The sequence below is a fragment of the Acidimicrobiales bacterium genome (genome assembly GCA_025455885.1).
Taxonomy (GTDB): Bacteria; Actinomycetota; Acidimicrobiia; order Acidimicrobiales; family Acidimicrobilacustridaceae; genus Rhabdothermincola_A.
In genome coordinates, this window is sequence record JALOLR010000021.1 from 1 (window position 1) to 25,522 (window position 25,522).

At 69.5% G+C, this 25,522-nt stretch carries 25 protein-coding genes; all 25 read left to right on the top strand.

Annotation, left to right across the window (positions count from 1 at the left end; genetic code table 11):
* Positions 1 to 98 precede the first annotated feature (98 nt).
* The 25 genes from MUE36_14670 (at position 99) to nuoL (MUE36_14790) (ending at position 25,509) form a co-directional block, all read left to right on the top strand.
* A complete protein-coding gene (locus tag MUE36_14670) occupies positions 99 to 1,220 on the top strand; it encodes a cytochrome c (GenBank protein ID MCU0312176.1) in 1,122 nt (373 codons plus the stop codon).
* Complete coding sequence (locus MUE36_14675; GenBank protein MCU0312177.1) at positions 1,220 to 2,161, top strand: hypothetical protein; 942 nt, start codon at positions 1,220 to 1,222, stop codon at positions 2,159 to 2,161. Before MUE36_14670 ends, MUE36_14675 begins: the two co-directional genes overlap by 1 nt.
* Positions 2,162 to 2,165: 4 nt before the next feature.
* Positions 2,166 to 2,639: an NADH-quinone oxidoreductase subunit A gene (locus MUE36_14680; GenBank protein MCU0312178.1), complete on the top strand. Its 474-nt coding sequence runs from the start codon at positions 2,166 to 2,168 to the stop codon at positions 2,637 to 2,639.
* Positions 2,639 to 3,226 carry an NADH-quinone oxidoreductase subunit B gene (locus MUE36_14685; GenBank protein MCU0312179.1) on the top strand — a complete coding sequence of 196 codons (588 nt, stop codon included), beginning with the start codon at positions 2,639 to 2,641 and terminating at the stop codon, positions 3,224 to 3,226. The genes MUE36_14680 and MUE36_14685 overlap by 1 nt, the downstream gene beginning before the upstream one ends.
* 2 nt (positions 3,227 to 3,228) lie before the next feature.
* Positions 3,229 to 3,765, top strand: a complete 537-nt coding sequence (locus tag MUE36_14690) for an NADH-quinone oxidoreductase subunit C (protein MCU0312180.1) — start codon at positions 3,229 to 3,231, stop codon at positions 3,763 to 3,765.
* A gap of 19 nt (positions 3,766 to 3,784) precedes the next feature.
* Positions 3,785 to 5,122 (top strand): NADH-quinone oxidoreductase subunit D, encoded by a 1,338-nt coding sequence (locus MUE36_14695; protein MCU0312181.1) that lies wholly within the window; start codon positions 3,785 to 3,787, stop codon positions 5,120 to 5,122.
* On the top strand, positions 5,122 to 5,736 hold the full coding sequence (locus tag MUE36_14700; protein MCU0312182.1) for an NAD(P)H-dependent oxidoreductase subunit E: 615 nt from the start codon (positions 5,122 to 5,124) through the stop codon (positions 5,734 to 5,736). The genes MUE36_14695 and MUE36_14700 overlap by 1 nt, the downstream gene beginning before the upstream one ends.
* Positions 5,736 to 7,082 carry an NADH-quinone oxidoreductase subunit NuoF gene (gene nuoF / locus MUE36_14705; protein ID MCU0312183.1) on the top strand — a complete coding sequence of 449 codons (1,347 nt, stop codon included), beginning with the start codon at positions 5,736 to 5,738 and terminating at the stop codon, positions 7,080 to 7,082. The genes MUE36_14700 and nuoF overlap by 1 nt, the downstream gene beginning before the upstream one ends.
* Positions 7,083 to 7,107: 25 nt before the next feature.
* Positions 7,108 to 9,720 (top strand): NADH-quinone oxidoreductase subunit NuoG, encoded by a 2,613-nt coding sequence (gene nuoG, locus MUE36_14710; GenBank protein ID MCU0312184.1) that lies wholly within the window; start codon positions 7,108 to 7,110, stop codon positions 9,718 to 9,720.
* A 144-nt stretch (positions 9,721 to 9,864) separates the two neighbouring features.
* Positions 9,865 to 11,070: an NADH-quinone oxidoreductase subunit NuoH gene (nuoH, locus tag MUE36_14715; protein ID MCU0312185.1), complete on the top strand. Its 1,206-nt coding sequence runs from the start codon at positions 9,865 to 9,867 to the stop codon at positions 11,068 to 11,070.
* Positions 11,070 to 11,789, top strand: coding sequence for an NADH-quinone oxidoreductase subunit NuoI (nuoI, locus tag MUE36_14720; GenBank protein ID MCU0312186.1), 720 nt, complete (start codon positions 11,070 to 11,072; stop codon positions 11,787 to 11,789). The genes nuoH (MUE36_14715) and nuoI overlap by 1 nt, the downstream gene beginning before the upstream one ends.
* 4 nt (positions 11,790 to 11,793) lie before the next feature.
* Complete coding sequence (locus tag MUE36_14725) at positions 11,794 to 12,390, top strand: NADH-quinone oxidoreductase subunit J (protein MCU0312187.1); 597 nt, start codon at positions 11,794 to 11,796, stop codon at positions 12,388 to 12,390.
* Entirely contained in the window at positions 12,390 to 12,695 is a 306-nt protein-coding gene (gene nuoK / locus MUE36_14730) for an NADH-quinone oxidoreductase subunit NuoK (GenBank protein ID MCU0312188.1), read from the top strand. Before MUE36_14725 ends, nuoK (MUE36_14730) begins: the two co-directional genes overlap by 1 nt.
* Before the next feature lie 8 nt (positions 12,696 to 12,703).
* Positions 12,704 to 14,725 (top strand): NADH-quinone oxidoreductase subunit L, encoded by a 2,022-nt coding sequence (nuoL, locus tag MUE36_14735; GenBank protein ID MCU0312189.1) that lies wholly within the window; start codon positions 12,704 to 12,706, stop codon positions 14,723 to 14,725.
* The gene (locus tag MUE36_14740; protein MCU0312190.1) at positions 14,725 to 16,416 is read left to right on the top strand and encodes an NADH-quinone oxidoreductase subunit M; all 1,692 of its coding nucleotides are present in this window, start codon (positions 14,725 to 14,727) and stop codon (positions 16,414 to 16,416) included. The genes nuoL (MUE36_14735) and MUE36_14740 overlap by 1 nt, the downstream gene beginning before the upstream one ends.
* Positions 16,416 to 18,080 carry an NADH-quinone oxidoreductase subunit N gene (locus MUE36_14745; GenBank protein MCU0312191.1) on the top strand — a complete coding sequence of 555 codons (1,665 nt, stop codon included), beginning with the start codon at positions 16,416 to 16,418 and terminating at the stop codon, positions 18,078 to 18,080. Before MUE36_14740 ends, MUE36_14745 begins: the two co-directional genes overlap by 1 nt.
* A 139-nt stretch (positions 18,081 to 18,219) precedes the next feature.
* The gene (ndhC, locus tag MUE36_14750) at positions 18,220 to 18,594 is read left to right on the top strand and encodes an NADH-quinone oxidoreductase subunit A (protein ID MCU0312192.1); all 375 of its coding nucleotides are present in this window, start codon (positions 18,220 to 18,222) and stop codon (positions 18,592 to 18,594) included.
* A 14-nt stretch (positions 18,595 to 18,608) separates the two neighbouring features.
* Positions 18,609 to 19,085: an NADH-quinone oxidoreductase subunit NuoB gene (gene nuoB, locus MUE36_14755; protein MCU0312193.1), complete on the top strand. Its 477-nt coding sequence runs from the start codon at positions 18,609 to 18,611 to the stop codon at positions 19,083 to 19,085.
* On the top strand, positions 19,072 to 19,764 hold the full coding sequence (locus MUE36_14760; GenBank protein ID MCU0312194.1) for an NADH-quinone oxidoreductase subunit C: 693 nt from the start codon (positions 19,072 to 19,074) through the stop codon (positions 19,762 to 19,764). The genes nuoB and MUE36_14760 overlap by 14 nt, the downstream gene beginning before the upstream one ends.
* Positions 19,761 to 20,936, top strand: coding sequence for an NADH-quinone oxidoreductase subunit D 1 (locus MUE36_14765; GenBank protein MCU0312195.1), 1,176 nt, complete (start codon positions 19,761 to 19,763; stop codon positions 20,934 to 20,936). The genes MUE36_14760 and MUE36_14765 overlap by 4 nt, the downstream gene beginning before the upstream one ends.
* On the top strand, positions 20,933 to 21,970 hold the full coding sequence (gene nuoH, locus MUE36_14770; protein ID MCU0312196.1) for an NADH-quinone oxidoreductase subunit NuoH: 1,038 nt from the start codon (positions 20,933 to 20,935) through the stop codon (positions 21,968 to 21,970). The genes MUE36_14765 and nuoH (MUE36_14770) overlap by 4 nt, the downstream gene beginning before the upstream one ends.
* The gene (locus tag MUE36_14775) at positions 21,970 to 22,470 is read left to right on the top strand and encodes an NADH-quinone oxidoreductase subunit I (GenBank protein MCU0312197.1); all 501 of its coding nucleotides are present in this window, start codon (positions 21,970 to 21,972) and stop codon (positions 22,468 to 22,470) included. The genes nuoH (MUE36_14770) and MUE36_14775 overlap by 1 nt, the downstream gene beginning before the upstream one ends.
* On the top strand, positions 22,470 to 22,979 hold the full coding sequence (locus MUE36_14780; GenBank protein MCU0312198.1) for an NADH-quinone oxidoreductase subunit J: 510 nt from the start codon (positions 22,470 to 22,472) through the stop codon (positions 22,977 to 22,979). The genes MUE36_14775 and MUE36_14780 overlap by 1 nt, the downstream gene beginning before the upstream one ends.
* A gap of 3 nt (positions 22,980 to 22,982) precedes the next feature.
* Positions 22,983 to 23,297, top strand: coding sequence for an NADH-quinone oxidoreductase subunit NuoK (gene nuoK, locus MUE36_14785; GenBank protein MCU0312199.1), 315 nt, complete (start codon positions 22,983 to 22,985; stop codon positions 23,295 to 23,297).
* 7 nt (positions 23,298 to 23,304) lie between these two features.
* Positions 23,305 to 25,509, top strand: coding sequence for an NADH-quinone oxidoreductase subunit L (gene nuoL, locus MUE36_14790; protein MCU0312200.1), 2,205 nt, complete (start codon positions 23,305 to 23,307; stop codon positions 25,507 to 25,509).
* The last annotated feature ends 13 nt before the right edge of the window (positions 25,510 to 25,522 follow it).

Here is a 25,522-nt window from a genome sequence, read left to right on the forward strand (position 1 = left end):
GTGAACACCGGTCAGTTGATCCAGGGTCCCCCGATCGGGACCAACACCACCGGCCAGGAAGCCGAAGGCCCCCACTGCGTCGGCGGAGGAAGCCACTGATGTCCGTTCTGTCCACCGTCGTGATCGCCGATGTGCAGCGCACGATCGGCATCGTGATCGCCCTCGTCATCATCGGCGCGTTCGCGGTCGCCGTGATCGTCAACATGCGCAAGGGGCGGGCCGAGGTCGGCTCCGAGGTCGAGCTGGCGGCCAACCGCAAGCCGTACATGGACGACGACGAGCTCGAGACCAAGAAGCTCGACCGGACCCTCGGCCTCGGGCTGGTGGTGCTCGCCGTCATCGGCATCACCCTCCCGCTCTACTGGTTGGCCGAGCCGGGTCGCCAGACCGGGGCGGTCGAGACGTTCGAGGAGACGTTCGTGTCCCGGGGCGAGGAGCTCTACAACGTGGGCGCCAACTGCGCCGCCTGCCACGGCCCGAACGGTGTGGGCGGCGTGGCGTCGTTCACGGTGACCTCCGACGGGCAGTACGTCGCCACGGTGAGCTGGAAGTCGCCGGCGCTCGACACGGTGCTGTTCCGCTACACCCGTGAGGAGGTGAAGTCCATCCTCATCTACGGCCGGGGGTTCTCGCCGATGCCGGCGTGGGGTGCCGAGGGCGGTGGGCCGCTGACCGACCAGCAGCTCGACAACATCATCGACTACCTCTTCAGCATCCAGCTCCCCGCCGAGGAGGCGGCGCGCCTCCGCGACGAGCAGATCGCCAAGGTCTGCGCGCCCGACGCCGAGGGGCGCTGCACCATCCCCGACCCCGGGAGTCCCGGCGGGACGCGCACCTACGCCACCCTCGGCGAGGCGATCTTCAACCTCGGGCTCTACGACGGGTTCGCGGGCGGGGCCTACTCGTGCGGCCGGTGCCACACCAAGGGGTGGTCCTACGGCCAGCCCGAGGTGTCCGGCGGCGGGGCCATGGGCCCGAGCCTCCGCGACGGCGCCACGTTGCGCCAGTTCCCCACCGCCGAGTCGCAGATCGAGTTCGTGACGAACTACCAGCCCTTCGGCACGTCCTACGGCGTGAACGGGCTGTCCGAGGGGGCCATGCCCGGCTTCGGCGCCAACCCCAACGTCGCCGACCCGGAGACCGCCGTGCTCAGCCCTGACCAGTACATGTTCACCCAGGAGCAGATCGCTGCCGTGGTCGCCTACGAGCGGAGCCTCTGATGCTCGCCACCGTCCAGACCTTCGCCGGCCTCGCCTGGGACCCGGGCATCCGCGGCATCCTCATCGTCGCGGTCGCCGTGGCCGTCCTCATGGGTTCGGTGTACCTGCTGCTGGCCACCAACGTCGGTGCCCGTCTCGGGATGCTGGTCGCCCTCACCGGCCTCTTCGGGTTCATGGTGATCCTCACCCTGATCTGGTGGCTCCAGCCGCCCGCCATCGGTCCGCGGGGTGACGCCAACACGTGGGAGCCGGTGGAGGTCTTCGTCGAGGGGGGAGAGGCCCCACGGACGGCCCAGGCCGCCGAGCTCCCCGTGCCGAGCGACATCCCGTCGCCGGAGCAGATCCTCGCCGACAACCCCCAGCTCGCCGAGGAGTACCCCAACGGGTTCGTCCTCTCCGACCTCGCCGCCAACAACCCCGAGATCCTCGAGCAGTACGCCAGCCAGGAGGCCCTCGCCGGCTGGAGGGTGATCCCCTCCAGCGAGGCGGGCGAGGCGCAGGCCACCGCCGACGTGGTGTTGGCCGAGGCCGGCATCTTCGGCGGGCCGACCGAGTACAAGAAGCTGAACGTCTTCTCCTACGGGGGCAAGCCCACCCGCGACGAGGAGTGCCCCGACGGTGGGCTGCTCTGCCGGGCGTGGTACCGGGTGCGCACCCCCTTCATGACCAACCCCGAGCACTACGCGGTGGTGCAGGTGCAGGCCGTCGTCGAGCAGACTCCCGTGCCCGGTGAGGCCCCGCCGCTGCCCAAGGTCGACGAGAGCCAGCCCGTCATCTCCGTCGTGCTGGTGCGCGAGCTCGGCACCGTCCGGCTCATCCCCTTCCTCTACTTCGTCATCTCGACGGCGCTCTTCGTCCTCTTCGCCTGGGTCCTGCACAACCGTGACAAGACCCTCATGAAGAACAAGGCCGCCGCCGAGGCCGTCGCGCAGGGGACCTGACCGGATGGCCCAGTACCTCCCGATCCTCATGCTCCTCTGCCTGGCCCTGGTGTTCGCCGGGCTGAGCCGGTTCGCGTCGAGGCTCCTGGCCCCCCGTCGTCCGTCGTTGCCGAAGGCGGCCCCCTACGAGTGCGGGATCGTGCCCGGCAAGGAGCCGCCGGAGCGGTTCCCGGTCAAGTTCTTCCTCGTGGCGATGATCTTCATCGTCTTCGACATCGAGATCATCTTCTTGTTCCCCTACGCCGTCGTGCACCGCGAGCTGGGCGCGTACGGCCTCGTGGCCGTCGTCATCTTCGTGGCGCTGGTGTTCGAGTCGTTCGTGTACCTGATCGGCAACGGCGCCCTCGACTGGGGCCCGGTCAAGCGGCTCCGCGAAGCGGCCGTGGTGTCGCCGGCCCGCACCGTCTCGACCACCGTCCGGCGGGTCGGCACCGAGGGCCGCGAGCCCGTTGCCGCCACGACCACCGAGGCGGCCTGATGTCGAGCGAGACCCGTCCGACCGGGGGACTGCTCGATTCAGGCCTCGAGGGGCTGCAGCACAACTTCCTCACCGGCACCCTCGAGGAGTTCGTGAAGTGGTCCCGGGCCCGCTCGGTGATGCCCGCCACGTTCGGCCTGGCCTGCTGCGCCATCGAGATGATGGCCGCCGGGGGCCCGCACTACGACCTCGCCCGCTACGGCATGGAGGTCTTCCGGGCCTCGCCCCGCCAGGCCGACCTGATGATCGTCGCCGGCCGCGTCTCGCAGAAGATGGCCCCGGTGCTGCGCCAGATCTACGACCAGATGATGGAGCCCAAGTGGGTCATCTCCATGGGCGTGTGCGCCTCGTCCGGGGGGATGTTCAACAACTACGCCATCGTCCAGGGGGTCGACCAGATCGTTCCCGTCGACGTGTACGCCCCCGGGTGCCCGCCCACCCCCGAGACGCTGATGCACGCCATCCTCACCCTGCACTCCAAGATCCGCGCCGGCGAGTTGACCAGGCGTCCCGGTGAGGGAGCCGGGATCGTCATCGAGCAGCACCACGACGGCGCCCCCACCCCCGTCTCGCTCGGGCGGAGCTGACCGTGGCCGACGACGAGACCGCATCCGGTCCGGAGGAGGCGCCGGGCGAGGCCGACCACGCGCCCGAGCTCCGGCACGGCGCGCCGGTCGTGCACTCCCACGGCCAGCAGGTGCTCGTCGTCACCCGGGAGCAGTACCTCGACGTGGTCCGGGCCCTGCACGACGAGGGCTTCCACATGTGCGTCGACCTCACCGGCGTCGACTACCTCACCCATCCGGGGCGCGACCTTCCGGCCGGCATCGCTCCCGAGCGCTTCGAGGTCGTGGTGTCGCTGATCTCCCACCGCCGCCGCGAGCGCATCCGCATCCGGGTGCAGGTGCCCGAGTCCGATCCGGTGCTGCCGTCACTGTTCGGCCTCTACGCCGGCACCGAGGCGCTCGAGCGTGAGACGTTCGACATGTTCGGGATCGCCTTCGACGACCATCCCGACCTCACCCGGATCCTCATGCCCGAGGACTGGGTCGGACACCCCCTGCGCAAGGACTACGACCCCGGCCGGATCCCCGTGCAGTTCAAAGCTGCGCCTGCCAGCCGCTGACGAAGGTGGTGACCCCCCGATGACCGCGACCGACCACGCCCCGCCGGCCAACGTCGCCCAGACCGCCGAGGGCGCCCAGGAGATGACCGGCCGCGCCGTGCTCGACGCCGCCGAGCGGCTGCGCGAGGTCGGAGCCGTGCTGCGCCTCTCCGAGGCCGAGGCGGCGGCGATCGAGGCGGAGGGCGCCCCCGACGACGAGACGATGCTCATCAACATGGGCCCGCAGCACCCGAGCACGCACGGGGTGCTGCGCCTGATGCTCGAGCTGAAGGGCGAGACCGTCCAGCGCTGCAAGCCGATCATCGGGTACCTGCACACGGGCATGGAGCGCACCGGGGAGGAGCTCACCTACCTCCAGGGGCCCACCAACGTCACCCGCATGGACTACGCCGCCCCGCTGTTCACCGAGCTGGCGTTCTCGCTCACCGTCGAGCGGCTGCTCGACATCGAGGTGCCGCCCCGGGCGATGTGGATCCGCATGCTCATGACCGAGATGAACCGCATCTCGTCGCACCTGCTCTTCATGGCCACGAACGGCATGGACCTCGGCGCCGTGTCGATGATGCTCTACGGGTGGCGGGAGCGCGAGGAGGCGCTGCGGTTCCTCCAGGAGGTCACCGGCCTGCGGATGAACCACAACTACATCCGCCCCGGCGGGGTCGCCGCCGACCTGCCCGACGGGTGGCGAGACGGCGTCCTGCGCCTGCTCGACCTCCTGCCCGAGCGGCTCGGCGAGTACGAGACGCTGATGAACAACCAGCCGATCTGGCGCGACCGCCTGCAGGGGGTGGGCTCCATCACCGCCGAGGAGTGCATGGCCCTCGGCGTGACCGGCCCGATCCTGCGCTCCACGGGCTACGCGTGGGACCTGCGTCGCGACATGCCCTACATGGGCTACGACGAGGTCGACTTCGACGTGGTGGTCGGCACCTACGGCGACTGCTACGACCGCTTCGCCATCCGACTCGCCGAGATCCGCGAGTCGATGTCGATCGTGCGCCAGTGCCTCGACAAGATGCCCAAGGGCGACTACCGCATCCAGGACAAGAAGGTCACCCCGCCCCCGAGGGCCCGGATCGACGAGTCGATGGAGGCGTTGATCCACCACTTCAAGATCTTCACGGAGGGCTTCAAGGTGCCCGAGGGCGAGGCCTACGTCGCCGTCGAGAGCCCTCGCGGCGAGCTCGGCTGCTACATCGTCAGCGACGGGAGCCCGAACCCCTACCGGATGCACGTGCGGGCCCCCAGCTTCGTCAACCTCCAGTCGCTGCCCCACATGATGCACGGAGGTCTCATCGCCGACGGGGTGGCCTGCATCTCCTCGGTCGACCCGATCCTCGGCGAGGTGGACCGCTGATGGCCCGCCTCACCCCTGCCAACGTCGCCCTGGCCCATGAGATCGTGGGCCGCTACCCCCGACCCAAGTCGGCGCTCATCCCGCTGCTGCACCTGGCCCAGGAGCAGGACGGCCACGTCACGGGCGACGCCATGGCCCACATCGCCGAGCTGGTCGACGTCACCCCGGCCGAGGTCTACGGCACGGCCAGCTTCTACGAGATGTTCAAGTTCGAGCCGGTGGGCCGCTACATGGTCAACATCTGCACGAACATCTCCTGCCAGCTCATGGGAGGCGAGGAGCTCCTGCACCACGCGGAGCAGCGACTCGGGATCGTCCCCGGCCAGACCACCGCCGACGGTCTCTTCACCATCGAGGACGTGGAGTGCATCGCCGCCTGCACCGAGGCCCCGTGCCTGCAGGTGAACTACCGCTACTTCCACCGGATCACCCACGACGAGTTCGACACCCTCGTGGACGACCTCGCCGCCGGGCGCCGTGACGACATCCCGCCCCACGGCACCCTGGCCCGGGTCCGCCAGCAGATCCCCGCCGATCGCCGCGCCGGGTCCGTCGCTCCCGAAGCCACCGAGGTCCCCGTGTGGATGACCGCCCCCGAGGAGGCGCAGGCCTGATGACGGTCACCGACGCACCGAAGATCGTCACCAGCCGGTTCGGCTACGACGACGGGCACACCCTGGCCCGCTACGAGGCCACCGGCGGCTACCAGGCGCTGCGCACGGCACTCGGCATGACGCCCGCCGCCGTCCACGACGAGGTGAAGACGGCCAGCCTGCTCGGTCGGGGCGGCGCGGGCTTCCCCGCCGGCGTCAAGTGGGGCCTCACCCCCGCCGACGTGTGGCCCCGCTACCTCGTCGTCAACGGCGACGAGAGCGAACCGGGGACCTACAAGGACCGCCTGCTCATGGAGCGCGACCCCCATCAGCTCATCGAGGGGATCCTGCTGGCGTGCTACGCCGTCGGGTGCGGACAGGCCTTCCTGTACGTCCGCGGCGAGATGGCCTTCGCCCAGGAGCGCCTGGCCGAGGCCCTGAACGAGGCCTACGCCGCCGGGTACGTGGGGCGCTCGATCCTCGGGTCGGACTTCTCCGTCGACGTCGTCCTCACCTGGGGCGCCGGCGCCTACATCGTGGGTGAGGAGACCGCCCTCATCGAGAGCCTCGAGGGCAACCGGGGCATGCCTCGCCTCAAGCCGCCGTTCTTCCCGGCTGCCAAGGGCCTCTACATGCAGCCGACCATCGTGAACAACGTGGAGACGCTGGCCAACCTCCCGTGGATCGTCGCCAACGGGGGAGCGGCGTTCGCCGCCCTCGGTGCCGAGGGCTCGAAGGGCACGCGGGTGTTCGCGGTGTCGGGCCACGTCCGCAACCCGGGCGTGTTCGAGGTCGAGTACGGGGTCACCACGTTCCGCGACCTCATCTACGCCCCGGTCTACGCCGGCGGCATCCGGGGGGACCACACCCTCAAGGCGTTCATCCCCGGCGGGGCGTCGGCCCCCTGGTTCTTCGAGGAGCACCTGGACCTCCCCCTCGAGAAGGTTGCCGTCGACCGCGCCGGCTCGATGCTCGGCTCGGGCGCGGTGGTCGTCATGGACGACACGACCGACGCCGTGAAGGCCTGCCTGCGGGTGGTGCGGTTCTTCGCTCGCGAGTCCTGCGGGAAGTGCACGCCGTGCCGGGAGGGCACGACCTGGTTGGAGACGATCCTCCAGAGGATCCTCGACGGCCACGGGCGGCCCACCGACCTCGATCTGCTCCTCGATGTCTCCGACAACATCTCCCCGGGCATCGCCTGGCCCCCGAAGCAGACGACCATCTGCCCGCTCGGCCCGTCCGCCGTCTCGCCCATCGCCTCGGCCCTGGGCCGGTTCCGTCCCGAGTTCGAGGCCGCCATCGCCCGCGCCGAGGACGCCCGGATGTCGGTCGCCGTCGACCTTCCCCGCACCCCCGCCCATGCCTGACGCCGACGCTCCTCCCGTCGACGGCGTGACCGTCGAGATCGACGGCCACGAGGTCGTCGCCCGCCCCGGCGAGCTGCTCATCGCCGCCGCCGAGCGCCACGGCGTCTACATCCCCCGCTTCTGCTACCACGAGCGGATGCAGCCGGTCGGCATGTGCCGGATGTGCATCGTCGAGGTCGACACCGGCCGTGGACCGGCGCTGCAGCCGAGCTGCATGCTCTCGTGCACCCCCGGCATGAAGGTCGACACCGAGTCCGACACCGTCAAGAAGGTCCAGGACGGCATCCTCGAGTTCCTGCTCATCAACCACCCTCTCGACTGCCCGGTGTGCGACAAGGGCGGCGAGTGCCCCCTCCAGGACCAGACGATGGCGTACGGACCGGGGGAGAGCCGCTTCGTCGAGGAGAAGCGCCACAAGGAGAAGCCGATCCCGATCAGCGAGCTCGTGCTGCTCGACCGGGAGCGCTGCATCCTGTGTGACCGGTGCACCCGCTTCGCCAAGGAGGTCGCCGGCGACCCCCTCATCCACTTCATCCACCGGGGCAACAACACCGAGGTCAACACCTTCCCCGACGAGCCGTTCTCGTCCTACTTCAGCGGCAACACCGTGCAGATCTGCCCGGTCGGGGCGCTGACCGCCACGAGCTACCGCTTCAAGGCCCGCCCGTGGGACCTCGACAAGACCGAGTCCACGTGCACCGCCTGTTCGGTCGGCTGTCGCATCTCGGTCGAGTCGTCGCGTGACCGCGTCCTGCGCTACTCCGGCGTCGACGTGGATCCGGTCAACTGGGGCTGGCTCTGCGACAAGGGGCGCTTCGGCTTCGAGGCCGTCGACGCCGAGGGACGGCTCGGGGACCCGCTGGTCCGTGTCGGCGACGACCTGCAGCCGGCTCGCTGGGCCGACGCCCTCGACCGGGCCGCCGACGCGCTGGGCAAGGCCGGCGGTCCCGCCGCGATCGGGGTGATCGGCGGCGCCCGGCTCACCAACGAGGACGCGTACGCGTGGGCCAAGCTCGCCAAGGGCGTCCTCGGCACCGACAACGTCGACGCGCAGCTCGGGGACGGCCTTCCCGCCGACGTGGTGCTCGGCCTGCCGAAGGCCACGATCGACGACGTCTGCCGGCCCGGCGGCACGGTGGTCCTGCTGGCCCCCGACGTGAAGGAGGAGCTCCCCGTGCTCTTCCTGCGCCTCCGCCATGCGCTCACCGAGGACCGTGTCCGGGTGGTCGAGGTCGGGGCGCGCTCGAGCGGCCTCTCCGACCTGGTCACCACCTCGCTCCTCTACCGGCCGGGGGAGGCGGGCGAGCTGGTTCGGGCCCTGGTCGCTCCCGCCGACGCCACCCGCGAGGTCGCGGGCGTCGCCGCCGAGGCCGTCAACGCCGCCCGCGTCGTGCTGGCCGCCGCCGACGGCCCCGTCACCGTCGTCCTCGGTCGCCCGTCGGTGGCCGAGGCCGCCGACGGCGTGGTCGAGGCCGCCGACGCCCTGCTCGGAGGGCTGCCCGGGGTCCGGTTCCTGTCGGCCCTGCGCCGGGGCAACGTGCACGGTGCGCTCGACATGGGCCTGGCTCCCGGCGTCCTGCCGGGTCGGGTCGGCCTCGACGAGGGGCGCGAGTGGTTCGAGGAGGGCTGGGCGGCGGTGCCGTCGGCCGTCGGCCTGGACACCCGGGGCATCCTCGAGGCCGCCGCGGACGGTCGCCTCGACGTCCTGGTCCTGCTCGGTGCCGATCCGGCGGTCGACTTCCCCGACCACGACCTCGCCGAGCGGGCGTTGGCGGGTGCGCGGACGATCATCGCCGTCGACACCTTCCTCACCGATTCATCGCGTCGCGCCGACGTCGTGCTGGCTGCCGCGGGCTTCGCCGAGAAGGCCGGCACGACCACGAACCTCGAGGGCCGGGTGAGCGCGTTGACCCAGCGGGTCACGCCCCCGGGCACGGCGCGGGCCGACTGGATGATCGCCGCCGAGCTGGCCTTCCGCCTCGGCGCCGACCTCGGCCTCGAGTCGATCGAGGGCGTGTGGGACGAGATCGAGCGGTTGGCCCCCTCCCACCGGGGCGTCACCCGTGAGGTGTTGCTGGCCGTCGGTGGTGCCGACGGTGTCGTCGTCCCCCTCCCCGCCGACCCCGCGCCCGTCGACGAGGTCGCGACGCCCGCCGCCGACACCGAGGACGGAGCGCCCGCCGACGACGGAGCCGCCGACGACGGAGCCGCCGACGAGGATGCCGTCGAGGAGCAGGAGGCGCCCGCTGCGGCCGCCGAGCGCCCGACGTGCCTCGTCCACACGCCGGGCTCGGCGACGAGCCCGCCCCCGGTCGACGCCTACTCGCTGCGCCTCGTCGCCACCCGCAAGCTCTACGACCTCGGCACGCAGGTGCAGGCCGCTCCCTCGCTGGCCCCGTTGGCACCCGGCACCGTCGTGCGCATCAACCCGTACGACTTCGACCGCCTCGGCGTCGGCGTCGGCGACCGGGTCCTCGTCCGGTCGGCCCGAGAGACCTTCACGCTTCCCGTGGTCGCCGATCCGGGCGTGCCCCGCGGCGCCGCCGCCCTCGTCGTCAACCAGCCCGATGTCCGGGTCACCGACCTCGTCGACGGCGGGGCAAAGGTCACCGAGCTGCGCATCGAGACCGCCCCGTGAGCGCCTCCCCGCCCGTCCTCGTCGGCGGCCCCCACACGGAGTTGCGCACCGTCACCGCCGCGCGATGGGCTAAGGCGTCCGAGCCGGCCCGACCGCCTCGGACCACGGTGGACGCGGCGTCGACGCACGGAGGAGGTGACCACGATGTTCGGAGGTGATCCCCTCCTGGCCGGCGACGTCGACCTGACCGTCGTGGCCATCGTCGCGGTCAAGGTGCTGGTCGTCTTCGTGTTCCTGCTCCTCGCCACGATGCTCATGGTCTGGTTCGAGCGCAAGGTCGTCAGCGACATGCAGAACCGGGTGGGCCCCAACCTGGCCGGCCCGTTCGGCATCCTCCAGACCCTGGCCGACGGCACCAAGTTCTTCTTCAAGGAGGACCTGATCCCCGACCGGGCCGAGCGCCGGGTCTTCATCCTCGCCCCGCTCCTGTCGGTGATCCCGGCGTTCCTCCTCTTCTCCATCGTCCCCATCGGGGGCGACTTCTCCGACGGCGGGAACGGCACGGTGGAGATCTTCGGACGCGAGACGTTCCTGCAGCTCGCCGACCCCCCCATCGGCATCCTCTTCGCCCTCGCCATGTCCTCGATCGCCGTGTACGGGGTCATGCTCGCCGGCTGGTCCTCGGGGTCGAAGTACCCGCTGCTCGGCTCCGTGCGGGCATCGGCCCAGATGGTGTCCTACGAGGCGGCTCTCGGCTTGTCGGTGGTGGCGGTGGTGCTGGTGAGCGGCTCGCTCAGCACCCACGACATCGTCCGCAGCCAGTCCGAGGCGGGGTGGGGCGTCCTGCCCAACTGGAACGTCCTGCTCACCGGGGTGGTGCCGTTCATCGTGTTCCTGATCGCCAGCCAGGCCGAGCTCAACCGCCCGCCGTTCGACCTCGTCGAGGCCGAGCAGGAGCTCGTGGGTGGGTTCCACACCGAGTACAGCTCGATCCGCTTCGCGCTCTTCTTCCTCGCCGAGTTCATGAACAGCGTCACCATGGCCGCCATCATCGTCACGCTGTTCCTGGGCGGACCCGCCGGGCCGGCCATCCTCGGCCCGCCGTGGCTGTGGGGCGTGTTCTGGTTCTTCCTCAAGGTGGTCCTGTTCCTCTTCGCCTTCGTGTGGGTGCGCGCCACGCTGCCCCGCGTCCGCTACGACCAGCTGATGGACCTCGGCTGGAAGGTCCTCATCCCGCTGTCGCTCGGGTGGGTCCTGCTGCTGGCGATCATCGGCGTGGCCGGCGACGAGGACTGGAACCCGTTCGCCGTCACCATCGGCTCGGCCGTGCTGTTCCTCGTGGGCTGGGGCCTCCTGCGCCTCGCCAAGGCCACGGCCCGGGAGCGGCGCCTCGAGGGGGTGGTCGACTGATGGGCTACCTCGGAGGGTTCCTCGTCAGCATCCGCCAGATCGGGCGCAAGCAGCGCGTCACCACCGAGTACCCGAAGGAGAAGGCGCCGAAGCCGATCCGGGTGCACGGCCGTCACGTCCTGAACCGGTACGAGGACGGGATGGAGAAGTGCATCGGGTGCGAGCTCTGCGCCGGTGTGTGCCCGGCGCGCTGCATCTACGTGCGCGGCGCCGACAACCCGCCCGACGACCCCGTCTCGCCGGGCGAGCGGTACGGCTACGTCTACGAGATCAACTACCTGCGCTGCATCCACTGCGACCTGTGCGTCGAGGCCTGCCCGACCGAGGCCATCACCGAGACGAAGATGTTCGAGTTCTCCTTCACCAACCGCTCCGACGCCATCTACACCAAGGACGAGCTGGTGGTCGGCGATGACGGGCGGCCGCGGCACCTGCCGTGGGAGGACTGGCGCCCCGGCGAGGACGAGCACACCTCGGCCTGGATGCGGGCCACGTCGCCCTCCGGCGACGCCCGTTTCGAGGGGACGGTCGGCTGGTCGGGCGAGCTCGGCTACGGCCTGCGGGCCCCCGAGGACGCCCAGGAGGACAAGGACCGCGCCACCACCACGATGGATTTCGTCGACGAGGGCCACGGCGACCACCATGACGACCACGGGGACGACCACGGGGACGACCACGGGGACGACCACGGGGACGACCACGACGGCGGGGGGCACTGAACCGATGGAGACGTTCGTGTTCATCGTCTGCGCGGTGATCGTGCTGGCCGGGGGCCTCGGGGTCGTGGTCTCGCGCAACCCGGTCCACTCCGCGCTCAGCCTCGTCGCCACCCTCTTCGGCATCGCCGTGCTCTTCCTCAACCAGGACGCGCAGCTGCTCGCCGCCGTCCAGGTGATCGTCTACACCGGCGCCATCGTGGTGCTCATCCTCTTCGTGCTCATGCTCCTCGGGGTCGACAAGGACGAGGACATCACCACCGAGCCCCTCGTCGGCCAGCGCGCCCTCGCGGGCCTCGCCGGCGTGGTCCTCGTCGGTGCCGTGCTCGCCGTCCTCGTCATCGGCGGCAGCGACGCCGTCACCGGGGCCAGCTCGGTCACGGCCCCCCTCGAGGCCGGCGCCGGGAACATCGCCCAGATCGGCCGGCAGCTCTTCACCAACTACGTGTTCGCGCTCGAGATGACCGCCGCCCTCCTCACCATCGCCGTCGTCGGGGCGGTCGTCCTGTCCCGTCGGGAGAAGGACCCGCAACCGATCTCCGAGCCGGCGTCGATGACCGACCAGGGTGACAGCCCCCTCACCGCCGAGGGGGACGGGCACTGATGGCGAACCTCGACGTGGCCTACCTCGTGCTGTCGGCGGTGCTCTTCGGCATCGGCGCGGTGGGGCTCATGGTCCGACGCAACCCCCTCGTGATGATCATGTGCGTCGAGCTGATGCTCAACGCCGTCAACCTGTCCTTCGTCACCTTCGGGAGCATGCTGGACGACATCACCGGCCAGATGATCGTGCTCTTCGTCCTCGTGGTCGCCGCCGCCGAGGTCGTGGTGGGCCTGGGTCTCGTCGTGGCCGTCGTGCGGCGCCAGCCCGGTGCCACCGCCGACGACATCACGTTGCTGAGGGGCTGAGCGCAACCATGGTCGAACTGCTCTGGCTGGTCCCTGCCCTTCCGCTGGTCGGGTTCGTGACGTTGCTCTTCTTCGGTCGACGGATCGGCGAGCCCCTCGCCGGCTGGTTCGCGACGGCGATGGTCGCGGCGTCGTTCCTGGTGGCGGTGGGCGTCTGGTTCGACCTGCGCTCCATCGCCGACAACACCTACGAGGTGTCGTTCTTCACCTGGATCCCGGCAGGCAACTTCAGCGTGGACTTCGGGTTCCTCCTCGACCCGCTGTCCATGACCATGGTGCTGTTCGTCACCGGCATCGCAGCTCTGATCCACATGTACTCCATCGGGTACATGCACGGCGACGAGCACTTCCCCCGGTTCTTCACCTACCTGAACCTGTTCGTCGTCTCGATGCTGCTGCTCGTGCTCGGCGACAACCTGGTGCTCACGTTCCTCGGCTGGGAGGGCGTGGGGGCGTGCTCGTACTTCCTGATCTCGTTCTGGTTCACCAAGGACGCCAACGCCTCCGCCGGCAAGAAGGCCTTCATCACCAACCGGATCGGTGACTGGGGCTTCATGATCGGCACCTTCGCCGCCTTCTTCGCCTTCGGCACCGTGAAGTACACCGAGATGCTGCCGCTGGCGCCCGGCCTCGCGGTGGGCGTGGCCACGTTCATCGCGGTCATGCTGCTCATCGGCGCCACCGGCAAGTCGGCCCAGATCCCGCTCTTCGTGTGGCTCCCCGACGCCATGGCCGGCCCGACGCCCGTCTCGGCGCTCATCCACGCGGCCACCATGGTGACGGCGGGCGTGTACCTGCTGGTGCGCGTGAACCCGATCCTGGCGGCGTCGGCCGACTGGGTGCTCCCGTTCATCGCCTGGCTCGGGGTGCTCACCGCGCTCCTCGCCGCGACGATCGCCGTCGCCCAGACCGACATCAAGAAGGTCCTGGCCTACTCGACCGTCAGCCAGCTCGGCTACATGTTCCTCGCCGTCGGCACGGGGGCCTACGCGGCGGCCATCTTCCACATGATCACGCACGCCTTCTTCAAGGCGTTGATGTTCCTCGGCGCCGGTTCGGTCATCCACGGGATGCACGACGAGCAGGACATGCGCCGGATGGGCGCGCTGCGCAAGGTCATGCCTGTCACCGCCGTCACGTTCCTGGTCGGCGCCCTCGCCATCGCCGGGGTCCCGCCGTTCTCGGGGTTCTGGTCGAAGGACGAGATCCTGTCGTTCGCGTTGCACGAGAACCCCGCGCTCTACGTCGTCGGCCTGGTCACCGCCGGGCTCACCGCGTTCTACATCTTCCGTCTGGTCTTCATGACCTTCTACGGCGACGCCCGGTGGACCGCCTCGCTCGAGGCCGAGGCCGAGGCGAAGGCCGCCCACGCGGTGGCCGGTGACGCGGGGGCCACCGACGCCGGGGCTGCCGACGCCGACCCGACCGGTGATCCGGCGCCCGCTGCAGCGGCCGGCGCGACGGCGGTGACCACCGAGGCCCACGGACCGGCTCCCCACGAGTCGCCGTGGGTGATGACGGTGCCGCTGCTCGTCCTCGCCGTCGGGGCGGCGTTCGCCGGCCTGTTGAACCTGCCCTTCTCGTCGTCCACCGAGATCCTCACCCACTGGTTGGAGCCGGTGATCGGCGCCAACGAGACGGTGTTCGACCTCAGCACCGCCAAGCTGATCGCCGAGCTCACGGTGTCGACGATCGTCGCCGCCCTCGGCATCAGCGCCGCCTACTTCGTGTACCTGCGCCACAAGCTCGATCCGGCCCGGATCGAGCTGCCGCTGTTCGCCCACGGGTGGTACATCGACAGCTCGATCACCGCCTTCACCGGCGGTGCCGGTCGGCACCTCTTCGAGCTCGTGGCCATGTTCGACCGGGTCGTCATCGACGGGGCGGTGAACGGCGTCGGCCGGGCCACCCGTGGCGGGGCGGCCCGCCTGCGTGGCCTGCAGAGCGGCTACGTCCGTGCCTACGCCCTCATGATCGCGGTGGGAGCCGTGCTCGTGGTGGCCTTCATCCTCACGCAGGTGACCTTCTAGTGCTGACGCCTTCCGTGCTCGCGGCCGAGTCCGCCGGGTTCCCGGTCCTGCCGGCGATGGTGTTCGTGCCGTTCGTGTCGGCGCTGCTCATCGCGGTGATCCCCCGGTCGCGACCCGAGCTGCACCGCCAGATCGCCATCGTCGCCGGGCTCGTCACCTTTGTGCTGTCGGTGGCGATGCTGGTGCAGTTCGACACCGCGGACGACGGCTTCCAGTTCGTCGTCACCCAGACCTGGGTCTCCTCGCTCGACATCAAGTTCTTCCTGGGCGTCGACGGGATCTCCCTCTTCCTCGTCGTCCTGACGGGTCTGCTGTTCCCGATCGCCCTCTTCGCGGCCAAGCCCGATCACGACCCGAAGGGCTACTACGCGTGGCTCACGCTGCTCATGGGCGGGTGCATGGGCGCGTTCATGGCCCTCGACCTCTTCCTGTTCTTCCTGATGTTCGAGATCACCCTCGTGCCGCTCTACATGTTGATCGGCAAGTGGGGCCACGGACGGCGGGTCTACGCCGCCACCAAGTTCTTCCTCTACACGATGCTCGGCTCGGCGTTCATGCTCGTCGCCATCGTGGCGCTGGCCGTCCTGGCCAAGGCCGGCGACGGCGGAACGGTGAGCTTCGACTTCACGAAGATCATCGCCAGCGACTCGCTGGCCCAGAACACCGGCCGGTGGCTCTTCCTGGGCATGGCCATCGCCTTCGCCGTCAAGGTGCCCGCCTTCCCGTTCCACACCTGGCTGCCTGACGCCCACACCGAGGCCCCCACCGCCGGCTCCATCGACCTCGCCGGCATCCTCCTCAAGCTGGGCACCTACGGGTTCCTGCGCTTCGGGTTGGAGCTGTTCCCCGAGGCGACGGTCTGGTTCGCGCCGGTGATGCTCACCATCGCCACGATCGGCGTCGTCTACGGCGGGATCGTCGCGGCGATGCAGCGCAACCTGAAGCGGCTGGTCGCCTACTCCTCGGTGGCCCACATGGGCTTCGCGTTGATGGGCATCTTCGCCCTCAACGTGGAGGGCCTCCAGGGTTCGGTGCTGCAGATGGTGAACCACGGGATCAGCACCGGCGCCCTGTTCATCCTGCTCGGGTTCCTCTACCGCCGGCGTCACACCTACGAGATCGCCAAGCTGAAGGGCATCGCCAAGGCGGCCCCGGTGTTCGCGGGCATCTTCACGGTGGTGATGCTGTCCTCCATCGGCCTCCCGGGCCTCAACGGCTTCGTGAGCGAGTTCCTGGTGCTGCTCGGCACCTTCGTCGCCCACCGGTGGTGGGCCGTCGTGGCGGCGACCGGCGTGATCATCGCCGCCCTCTACCTGCTGTGGGCCTACCAGCGGGTCTTCAACGGCGAGCCCGACGAGGACAACCGTGCCTTCCCGGACCTGAAGCTCTCGGAGCGCCTCGTGATGGTCCCGCTGCTGGTGCTGATCGTCTTCCTGGGCGTGTACCCCAAGCCGGTCCTCGACCGGATCGAGCCGTCCGTGCAGCGGGTCGTGAACCGCCTCGAGCTCCAGGTGGAGCGCTACGACCAGCCGGTCACCCAGGACGGCGGTGAGCTCGACCGGTCGCGCATCGAGGCCGCCGAGGAGCGCGAGTCCGACGCCGGGAACGAGGGAGAGCCGCCCGAGGGGGAGTCCACCGAGGGGGAGTCCACCGAGGAAGAAGCGGCGCCGCCGGTCGGGGGAGGCTCGTGATGGGCGTGCTCACCCCGATCCTCGCCCAGTCCGGCACGACCGTTCCCGCCGCGCCCGAGGCGGTCACCGACGTCGTCACCGTCAGCGGCCCCTCGGTCGACTGGGCCGGGCTCCTGCCCCTCGTCATCCTGCTCGTCGGCGCGCTGTTGCTGTTGACGGTGACGTCGGTGCTGCGCACGCGCACCCCCCGCTCGTTCAACGCCATCTGGACCGTCACCGTGGCCAGCGCCGCCGCGATCAGCGCCATCCCGCTGTGGGGCAGGGTGCAGGGCTGGGACACCGTGCTGTGGTGGGACAACACCCCGGACCGCTTCGGGCCCTTCAGCACGATGGGCGGCATGGTGGGGATCGACGGCTTCGCCATCTTCCTCACCATCGTCATCTGCCTGGCCGTGGCCCTCACCGCCCTGCTCGTCGACGGCTACCTGCGGCGGGAGGGCCTCGACGACGGCCCGGCCCTCTACGTCCTGATGCTCCTGTCGGCCTCGGGCGGCGTCATGATGGCCGTCGCCAACGACCTGCTGATCGTGTTCCTCGGCCTCGAGACCCTCTCGATCGCCGTGTACGTGCTCGCCGCGATGCACCTCAAGCGGGCCCAGTCCCAGGAGGCCGGCCTCAAGTACTTCGTGCTCGGGTCGTTCTCGTCGGCGTTCCTCCTCTACGGCATCGCCATGATCTACGGCGCCACCGGCTCGACCAACCTCATCGACATCAAGAACTTCATGTCCGAGGTCATCCCCGTGCAGAACGGGCTCCTCCTCCTCGGTCTCGCCTTCATCCTGGTCGGGCTGGCCTTCAAGGTCTCCGCCGTCCCGTTCCACGCGTGGAGTCCCGACGTCTACGACGGATCGCCCACGCCGGTCGTGGCCTTCATGGCCTCGGGCGTCAAGGTGGCCGCGTTCGCCGGGATGGTGCGGGTGTTCGTGCTGACCTTCGAGAACTACGGCTCCACCTGGCGACCCCTCGTCTACGGGCTCGCCGTGCTGTCGATGGTGGTGGGCGCCGCCCTCGCCATCGTGCAGAGCGACGTGAAGCGGATGCTGGCGTTCTCGTCGATCAGCCATGCCGGGTTCATCCTGATGGCCGTGGAGGCCGCGTCCGCCGAGGGCAACGCCGCAGTGCTCTTCTACCTGGCGGCCTACACCTTCATGGTCGTCGGCTCCTTCAGCGTCGTGACGCTCGTGGGGCGACGGGGCGACGGGCGCCACTCCCTCCGCGACTACCGGGGGCTGGGCCGGACGGACCCGCTGCTGGCCGCGGCGTTCACGGTGTTCCTCTTCGCACAGGCCGGCGTGCCCTTCACCGCCGGCTTCTTCGCCAAGTTCTACGCGGTCGTCGCCGCCGTCGACGCCAGCTCCACCCCGCTGGCGATCATCGCCATGGTCTCCGCGGTCATCGCCGCCTTCCTCTACCTGCGCCTCGTCGCGGCGATGTTCATGTCCGGTGCCGACGACGGCGACGACGGTGCCTCCCCGGCGCGCGCCGAGCGCATCCGCATCCCCGCCGGTGCCGGCCTGGTCATCGGCATCTGCGTCGTGGTCACCATCGGCTACGGCCTGGTCCCCGACGCCCTCGTCTCGCCCGCGCGGGAGGGTCAGCCCGCCCTGGTACAGGTCGACGACCCCGCCACGGCAGCGGCGCCCACCACCCCCCGCGGGCCGTGACGCCGGTCTGATCAGACGTCGCCCGCGGCTGTGCCGCGGCGCCCGCCCTGGGGCCGTCGGGAGCGTCCCGAGGCCCGATTTTCGCCCATGGGGAGAGGATTTCCTGCCGTGTGCAGCCGTTCACTAGGCTCAGCCGCCGATGTCTGAGTACTCCGATTTCTTGCGGCAGTACCTGACCGTCGCCATCTTCGCGGGTGTCGGGGTCGGTCTCGCTCTCCTCATCCTCGGCGCCGGCAAGCTGCTCCGCCCGAGCCGGCCCCAGGAGCAGAAGTACCTGGTCTACGAGTCCGGTGTCGACGCCGTCGGCTCGGGTTGGTCCCAGAGCCAGATCCGGTACTACATCCTCGCCCTGATGTTCGTGGTCTTCGACGTGGAGGCCGTGTTCGTGTTCCCCTGGGCCACCCGGGTCGACACCTACGGCTGGTTCGGAGTGGTGGCGATGGCCGTCGTCATCGTGATCCTCGGTCTCGGGCTGCTCCACGCCTATCGCAAGAAGGTGATCCAGTGGGCCTAGTCGAGAGCGGTCGGATGCCGAAGTCGGTGTCGAAGCTGTTGAACCTGAGCCGGAAGTACTCCATCTGGGCCTACCAGTGGGGCCTGGCCTGCTGCGCGATCGAGATGGGCGCGGCGTTCGCGTCCCCCCGCTACGACGTCATGCGCCTCGGGGTGATCCCCTTCCCGGCGACCCCCCGCCAGGCCGACCTCGTCGTCATCGCCGGGACCGTCACCGACAAGCTCTCGCCGGCGGTCCTGCGGCTCTACGAGCAGATGCCGGACCCGAAGTACGTCATCTCGATGGGCTCCTGCTCCAACTGCGGCGGCCCGTACTGGGACAGCTACTCGGTCACCAAGGGCGTCGACCAGCTCATCCCCGTCGACGTGTACGTCCCGGGGTGCCCGCCGCGGCCCGAAGCGCTCCTCGAGGGCATCGTCCTGCTCCAGGAGCGCATCGCCAACGAGGACATGGCGGCGCGCTGGCGAGGTGATCCCATTGTCGTCGGCTGACACCACCGTCGAGCCCGAGGCCGAGGAGGCCGTCGAGGCCCCCGTCGTCGACGAGCGCCGCGACGCGCTCCTCGAGTGGCTCGTCGGCGAGCTCGGCGACGCCGTCGTCGGTTCCCACATCCGTCCCCTCGACGACCTCTGGGTCCGGGTCGACCGCGACGCCTGGCCCACCGCCGCCGAGGTGCTGAAGGCCAAGGGGTTCACGTTCTTCGACTACCTCTCGGCCATCGACTGGCTCCCGTCCCCCTTCGGCCGCGACATGGACGCCCAGGAGGACCTCCTCGTCAGCGGCGCGGCGCCCAAGGACCCCGGGCCGATGGAGCAGGGCTACGCCGGGGGCGCGACCCGGTTCCAGGTGATCGGGCGCCTCTTCTCGATCGCTGACGGGCTCGGCGTGCACCTGAAAGCCGACCTCCCCGACGACGACCTCCGGGTCGGCACCTGGACCCCCCACTTCCGGGGCGCGAACTGGCACGAGCGCGAGTGCTTCGAGATGTTCGGGGTCGAGTTCATCGGCCACCCCCACCTGGTCAAGCTCTACCTGCCCGCCGACTTCCAGGGGAACCCCCTGCGCAAGGACTTCCCGCTGCTGAGCCGACGCGTCCGCCCCTGGCCGGGGATCGTCGACGTCGAGCCCATGCCCGGCAGCGACGACGACGAGGAAGGGGACGGCGAGTGACCGCCATCAGCGAGCGCGACCAGATGGCCTTCATCGCCGCCCGGGCCGCCGACGCCCGGGTCAACATCGACCTCGAGACCGAGGGCATGACCCTCAACCTCGGCCCGCAGCACCCCGCCACCCACGGCACGCTGCGCATCGTCGCCAAGCTCGACGGCGAGCAGATCATCTCCGCCGAGCCGGTCCCGGGCTACATGCACCGCGGCTACGAAAAGCTCACCGAGGTCCGTACGTACCCCCAGGTCACGGCGCTGGTGAACCGCATCGACTGGCTGGGGAGCTTCGCCAACGAGGTGCCGTTCATCCTCGCCGCCGAGAAGCTGATGGAGGTGGAGGCCCCACCCCGGGCCCGCCACATCCGCACCATCCTCTTCGAGCTCGCCCGCATCGCCAACATCTCGCTGTTCCTCGGCGACTTCGGTCTCCAGCTCGGTGCCCTGACCATGGGGTTCTACGCCTTCCGCGACCGCGAGCACGTGCTCAACCAGATCGAGTCCGCGACCGGTGGGCGCTTCCACCCCAACTTCGACCGCATCGGCGGCCTGAAGGACGATCTGCCGAAGGGCTGGATCGCCGACACCAAGCGGGCCATGGCCAAGCTGCGCGACCTGTGCGACGAGACCGAGACGCTGATGGTCGGCAACGAGATCTTCCAGGCCCGGACCCGCGGCATCGGGGTGATCCCCCCCGACGTGGCCCTCTCCTACGGCCTGTCCGGCGCCAACCTGCGCGGCTCGGGCGTCGACTGGGACATCCGCCGCGACGCCTGCCCGCCGGGCCTCGCCTACGACGACGTCGACTGGCAGGTCTGGACCCACCCCGACGGTGACTGCTTCTCACGCACGTGGGTCCGGCTCCAGGAGACCCGCGAGGCCACCCTCATCGTCGACCAGCTCCTCGACACCATCCCGTCCGGGCCGGTCATGGCGAAGGTGCCCCGCATCATCAAGGTCCCCGAGGGCGAGGCGTACGTGGAGACCGAGAACCCGCTCGGCGCGATGGGCTACTACGTCGTGTCGAAGGGCGACCTCGTGCCGTTCCGGGTGAAGATCCGCACGCCGTCGTTCAACAACATCTCGGTCGTGCCGTGGGTCGCCAAGGGCGTCTACGTCCCCGACCTCGTGGCCATCCTCGGGAGCCTGTACTTCATCCTCGGTGACATCGACCGATGATCGCCGTCCTCGCCTCCTTCGACCCGCCCTACTGGCTGTCGACGCTCATCAAGGTCGTCGTCGTCACCGCCGTCGTGCCGACCACGGCGCTCATCCTCGGCATGGTCTTCCTGTTCAAGGTCATGAGCTGGATGCAGAGCCGCATGGGCCCCCAGGAAGCCGGCCCGCGCGGTCTGCTCCAGCTCGTCGCCGACGGGGCCAAGTTCCTCCAGAAGGAGGACCTCATGCCCGAGGGGGCCGACCGCTTCGTCTTCCGCGCCGCACCGGTGGTGGTGCTGGTCTCGACGTTCCTGCTCTACGTCGCCATCCCCGCCTCGCCGAACCTGGTGGTCGCCGACCTCGACCTCGGCATCTACTTCGTGCTGGCCGTCGCCTCGCTGTCGGTCATCGGTGTGCTCATGGCCGGCTGGGCGTCGGCCAACAAGTACTCCCTGATCGGCGCCCTGCGCGCCGCGGGGCAGCTCATCGCCTACGAGCTCCCCCTCGTGCTCGCCGTGGTCGGCGTCGTCATCCAGGCCGGGACGCTGAGCATGAACGGCATCGTGGAGGCCCAGAACAGCGGCGAGATCTTCGGGTGGGGCGGCATCGGCAACCCGTTCATCCTCACGCAGTTCGTGGCCTTCGTGATCTTCATCGCCGCCGTCCAGGCCGAGCTCACCCAGCCCCCGTTCGACATGCCCGTCGCCGAGTCCGAGATCGTCAGCGGCTACCAGGTCGAGTACTCGGGGTTCCGGTTCCTCCTGTTCTTCCTCGCCGAGTTCGCCACCGCCTTCGCCTTCGCCGCCATCGCCTCCGTCCTCTTCCTCGGCGGGTGGGCGGTCCCCTGGCTCAGCACCGACAGCGACCTCTACTGGGTGCTCGGACCGATCGTGCTGTTCGCGAAGGTCATGCTGGTCTCGTTCATCATCTTCTGGGTGCGCTTCACGTACCCGCGGTTCCGCGAGGACCAGCTGCAGTCCTTCGCCTGGAAGGTCCTCATCCCCGTCGCCCTCGTGAACCTCATGGTCACCGGCGTGTTCAAGGTGGTGTTCTGATGCCCAAGGTCCCCGGCCTCATCAAGGGTCTCGGCGTGACGTTCGGTGAGATGGTCACGACCCTGAAGGACGGCCCGCAGACGACGCAGTACCCCCACGAGAAGGAGGTGCCGGCGCCCCGGGCCCGCGGCGTCATCACCCTCCAGGAGGACAACTGCACCGCCTGCATGCTCTGCGCACGCGAGTGCCCTGACTGGTGCATCTTCATCGAGGCCCACAAGTACCTCGCCCCGCCCCGCCGCGAGGGGGGCAAGCCTCGCCAGAAGAACGCCCTCGACCGCTTCGACATCGACTTCTCGCTGTGCATGTACTGCGGGATCTGCGTCGAGGTGTGCCCCTTCGATGCCCTCTTCTGGAGCCCGGAGTACGAGTACTCCGAGGTCCGCATCGCCGACCTGCTCCACGACAAGACCCGGCTGGGGCAGTGGATGCAGACCGTCCCCGACTTCCCGGAGTACGAGGCCGGGTCGGAGGCGAAGGTCAAGAAGGTCCCCCGCTAGTGCTCGCCCTCCTCGTCGCCCAGAACATCGCGTTCTACGTGATCGCCGCGCTGATGGTGTTCGGCGCGGTCCGCGTCGTCACCTGCCGGAACCTCGTGCACGCCGCGCTGTGGCTCGTCCTGGTCCTGTCGGGCGTGGCGGCCCAGTACATCCTGCTCGCCGCCGAGTTCGTCGCCGTCACCCAGGTGCTCGTCTACCTCGGCGCGGTGATCGTGCTCTTCCTGTTCGGCATCATGCTCACCCGGGCCCGTACGGGGCTCGACGAGGACCTCGACAACCCGACCCCGGCCAAGGTCACCGCCGGGGTGATCGGGGTGGCCCTCCTCGGGGTGCTGAGCTACGCCCTCTGGGACGGCTTCCGCGACCGCGAGTTCGGCGACATCGCCGTCCAGCGCACCGCGCAGGTGAGCGATTCGATCTTCTCGACCTTCCTGCTGCCGTTCCTGGTGATCTCCGTGCTCCTGCTGGTCGCGCTCATCGGCGCCATCGTCCTGGCCAGGAGGGACTGAGCCGTGTTCGTCAACCAGTTCCTCATCCTCGGGGCGATCCTCTTCTGCATCGGCGTCTACGGGGTCCTGGCGCGTCGCAACGGCGTGCTGATCCTGATGTCCATCGAGCTGATCCTGAACGCCGTCAACATCAACCTCGTGGCCTTCGGTGCGATGTGGCACGCCGGGGACGTCGCCAACATGTCCGGTCAGGTGTTCGCGCTCTTCGTGATCGCCATCGCCGCCGCCGAGGTGGGCGTGGGCCTCGCCATCGTCTTGATGATCTACCGCAACCGCCAGAGCATCGATGTCTCCGAGCTGGACCTGTTGAAGGGCTGACGTCGTCGTGATCCCCAATCTCCTCGACAAGGTCTGGATCCTCCCCGCCGTCATGGCGGCGTCGTTCCTGATCATCCTGTTCGTCGGCAAGCGCCTCGGCACGCGGGCCACCTCCGGCATCGGCATCGGTGCGGTGGGCATCTGCTTCGTGCTGTCGCTGGTCGTGGCGGGCCAGTGGATCGATCGGGTCAACCACCCCCCGGAGGTCGGCGAGGGCACCGAAGAGGTGCAGCCCGGCGGAGAGGAGGAGGCGCTCGTCCCCGTCGCCGCGGTCGCTCCCGGCGACGGTGAGGTCGCCGCGGGCCCGACCGAGGCCGCCGCCGGTGCCACGGAGCTGGCCGCCGGCGCCGAGGGCAAGGAGGAGGAGGCGGTCCCGCCGGTCGTGACCTCGGTGCCGTGGTTCACGTTCGGTGAGATCGAGTTCGACGCAGGAACCCTCGTCGACGGTCTGACGGCGATGATGCTCTTCACCGTCACGCTCATCTCCCTGTTGGTCCACATCTACTCCACCGAGTACCTGCGCGGCGACGTCCGCTACACGCACTACTACGCGTTCCTCTCGCTGTTCACGGCGTCGATGCTCTTCTACGTCGTCAGCTCGAACACCCTCCAGATGCTGGTCGGCTGGGAGCTGGTCGGCCTCTGCTCGTTCGCCCTCATCGGGCACTGGTGGGAGGAGAAGAAGAACAGCGACGCCGCCCTGAAAGCCTTCTTCACGAACCGCGTCGGCGACGTCGGGCTCATCCTCGGCGTCATCATCACCTTCTTCGCGGCGGGGGCCACCAGCTTCGGGGTCCTCCACATCAACGAGTACGCACTGTCGCCGGGCGCCAACACGACCCTGCTCCTCGTCGGGTGCCTCTGCCTCTTCGCGGGCGTCACGTCGAAGTCGGGGCAGTTCCCGCTCCACACCTGGCTCCCAGACGCGATGGCCGGCCCCACCCCGGTGTCGGCGCTCATCCACGCCGCCACGATGGTCGTCGCCGGCGTCTACCTGATCGCCCGGTTGTTCCCGGCCTTCTGGACGGGCCTGGCGATCGGCTCGAGCTCCATGCACTACGTCGCGCTGATCGGGGGGATCACCACGATCATCGGCGGCGTCCTCGCCTTCGTGCAGTACGACATCAAGAAGGTGCTGGCCTACTCGACGATCTCTCAGCTCGGCTACATGGTCATGGCGCTCGGTGTGGGCGCCTGGACCGCCGGCGTGTTCCACCTGTTCACCCACGCCATCTTCAAGGCCTGCCTGTTCCTCGGGGCCGGGTCGGTGAGCCACGCCGCCCACCACACCTTCGACATGCGCAAGATGGGCGGGCTGCGCACGCACATGAAGACGACCCACATCACGTTCGTCATCGCCTCGCTCGCCCTCATCGGCATCTTCCCGTTCGCCGGGTTCTGGTCGAAGGACGAGATCCTGGCGGGCGCCAACGCCGGCCAGGGCAACCCCTACACGGTGATGCTGGTCATGGGCCTCGTCACCGCGTTCATGACCGCCGCCTACATGGGGCGGGCCTACTGGATGACCTTCCGCGGCGAATACCGGGGCCACGGGACCCCCCACGAGTCCCCCCGGGTCATGACCGTCCCGCTCGTCGTCCTCGCCGGGCTCGCGGTCTTCATCGGCTTCCTCAACTTCCCCAGGTCGTTCTTCGGCCTCGAGCTCACCGAGGGAGCGGTCGTCCGCTTCGAGCACTACGTCGAGCCGAGCTTCGCCTTCCCGACCATCTCGCACGCCTCGTTCACGCCGTGGATCGCCATCCTGTCCACGGTCCTCGGCATCACCGGTCTCTACGTCGCCTACGCCTACTACGCGAAGAACCTCGGGCCCCACGGGCTCACCAGCCGCAACCGGTGGGCCGCCGGCGGCTACACGTTCCTGGAGAACAAGTACTACCTCGACCACCTCTACACCGACGTGATCGCCGGCGGGGTCAAGGGGCCTCTCGCCCGGGGCGCCGACTGGGTCAACCAGCACGTCATCGACGGGGTCGTCAACGGGGTCGCCGCCGTCTTCCGGCGGGCGGCCGTCATCGTGTACCGCAACATCGACCAGTTCGCCGTCGACGGCCTCGTCAACGGTTCCGGGACCGTGTCCGAGGAGTCCGGTCAGATCCTGCGTCGTCTGCAGACCGGCAAGGTCCAGCAGTACGGCGCCATCCTCTTCGCCGGGGCAACCGTGCTCGCCGGCGTGTTCGTGTTCGTCCTCTGAGAAGCAGGGAAAC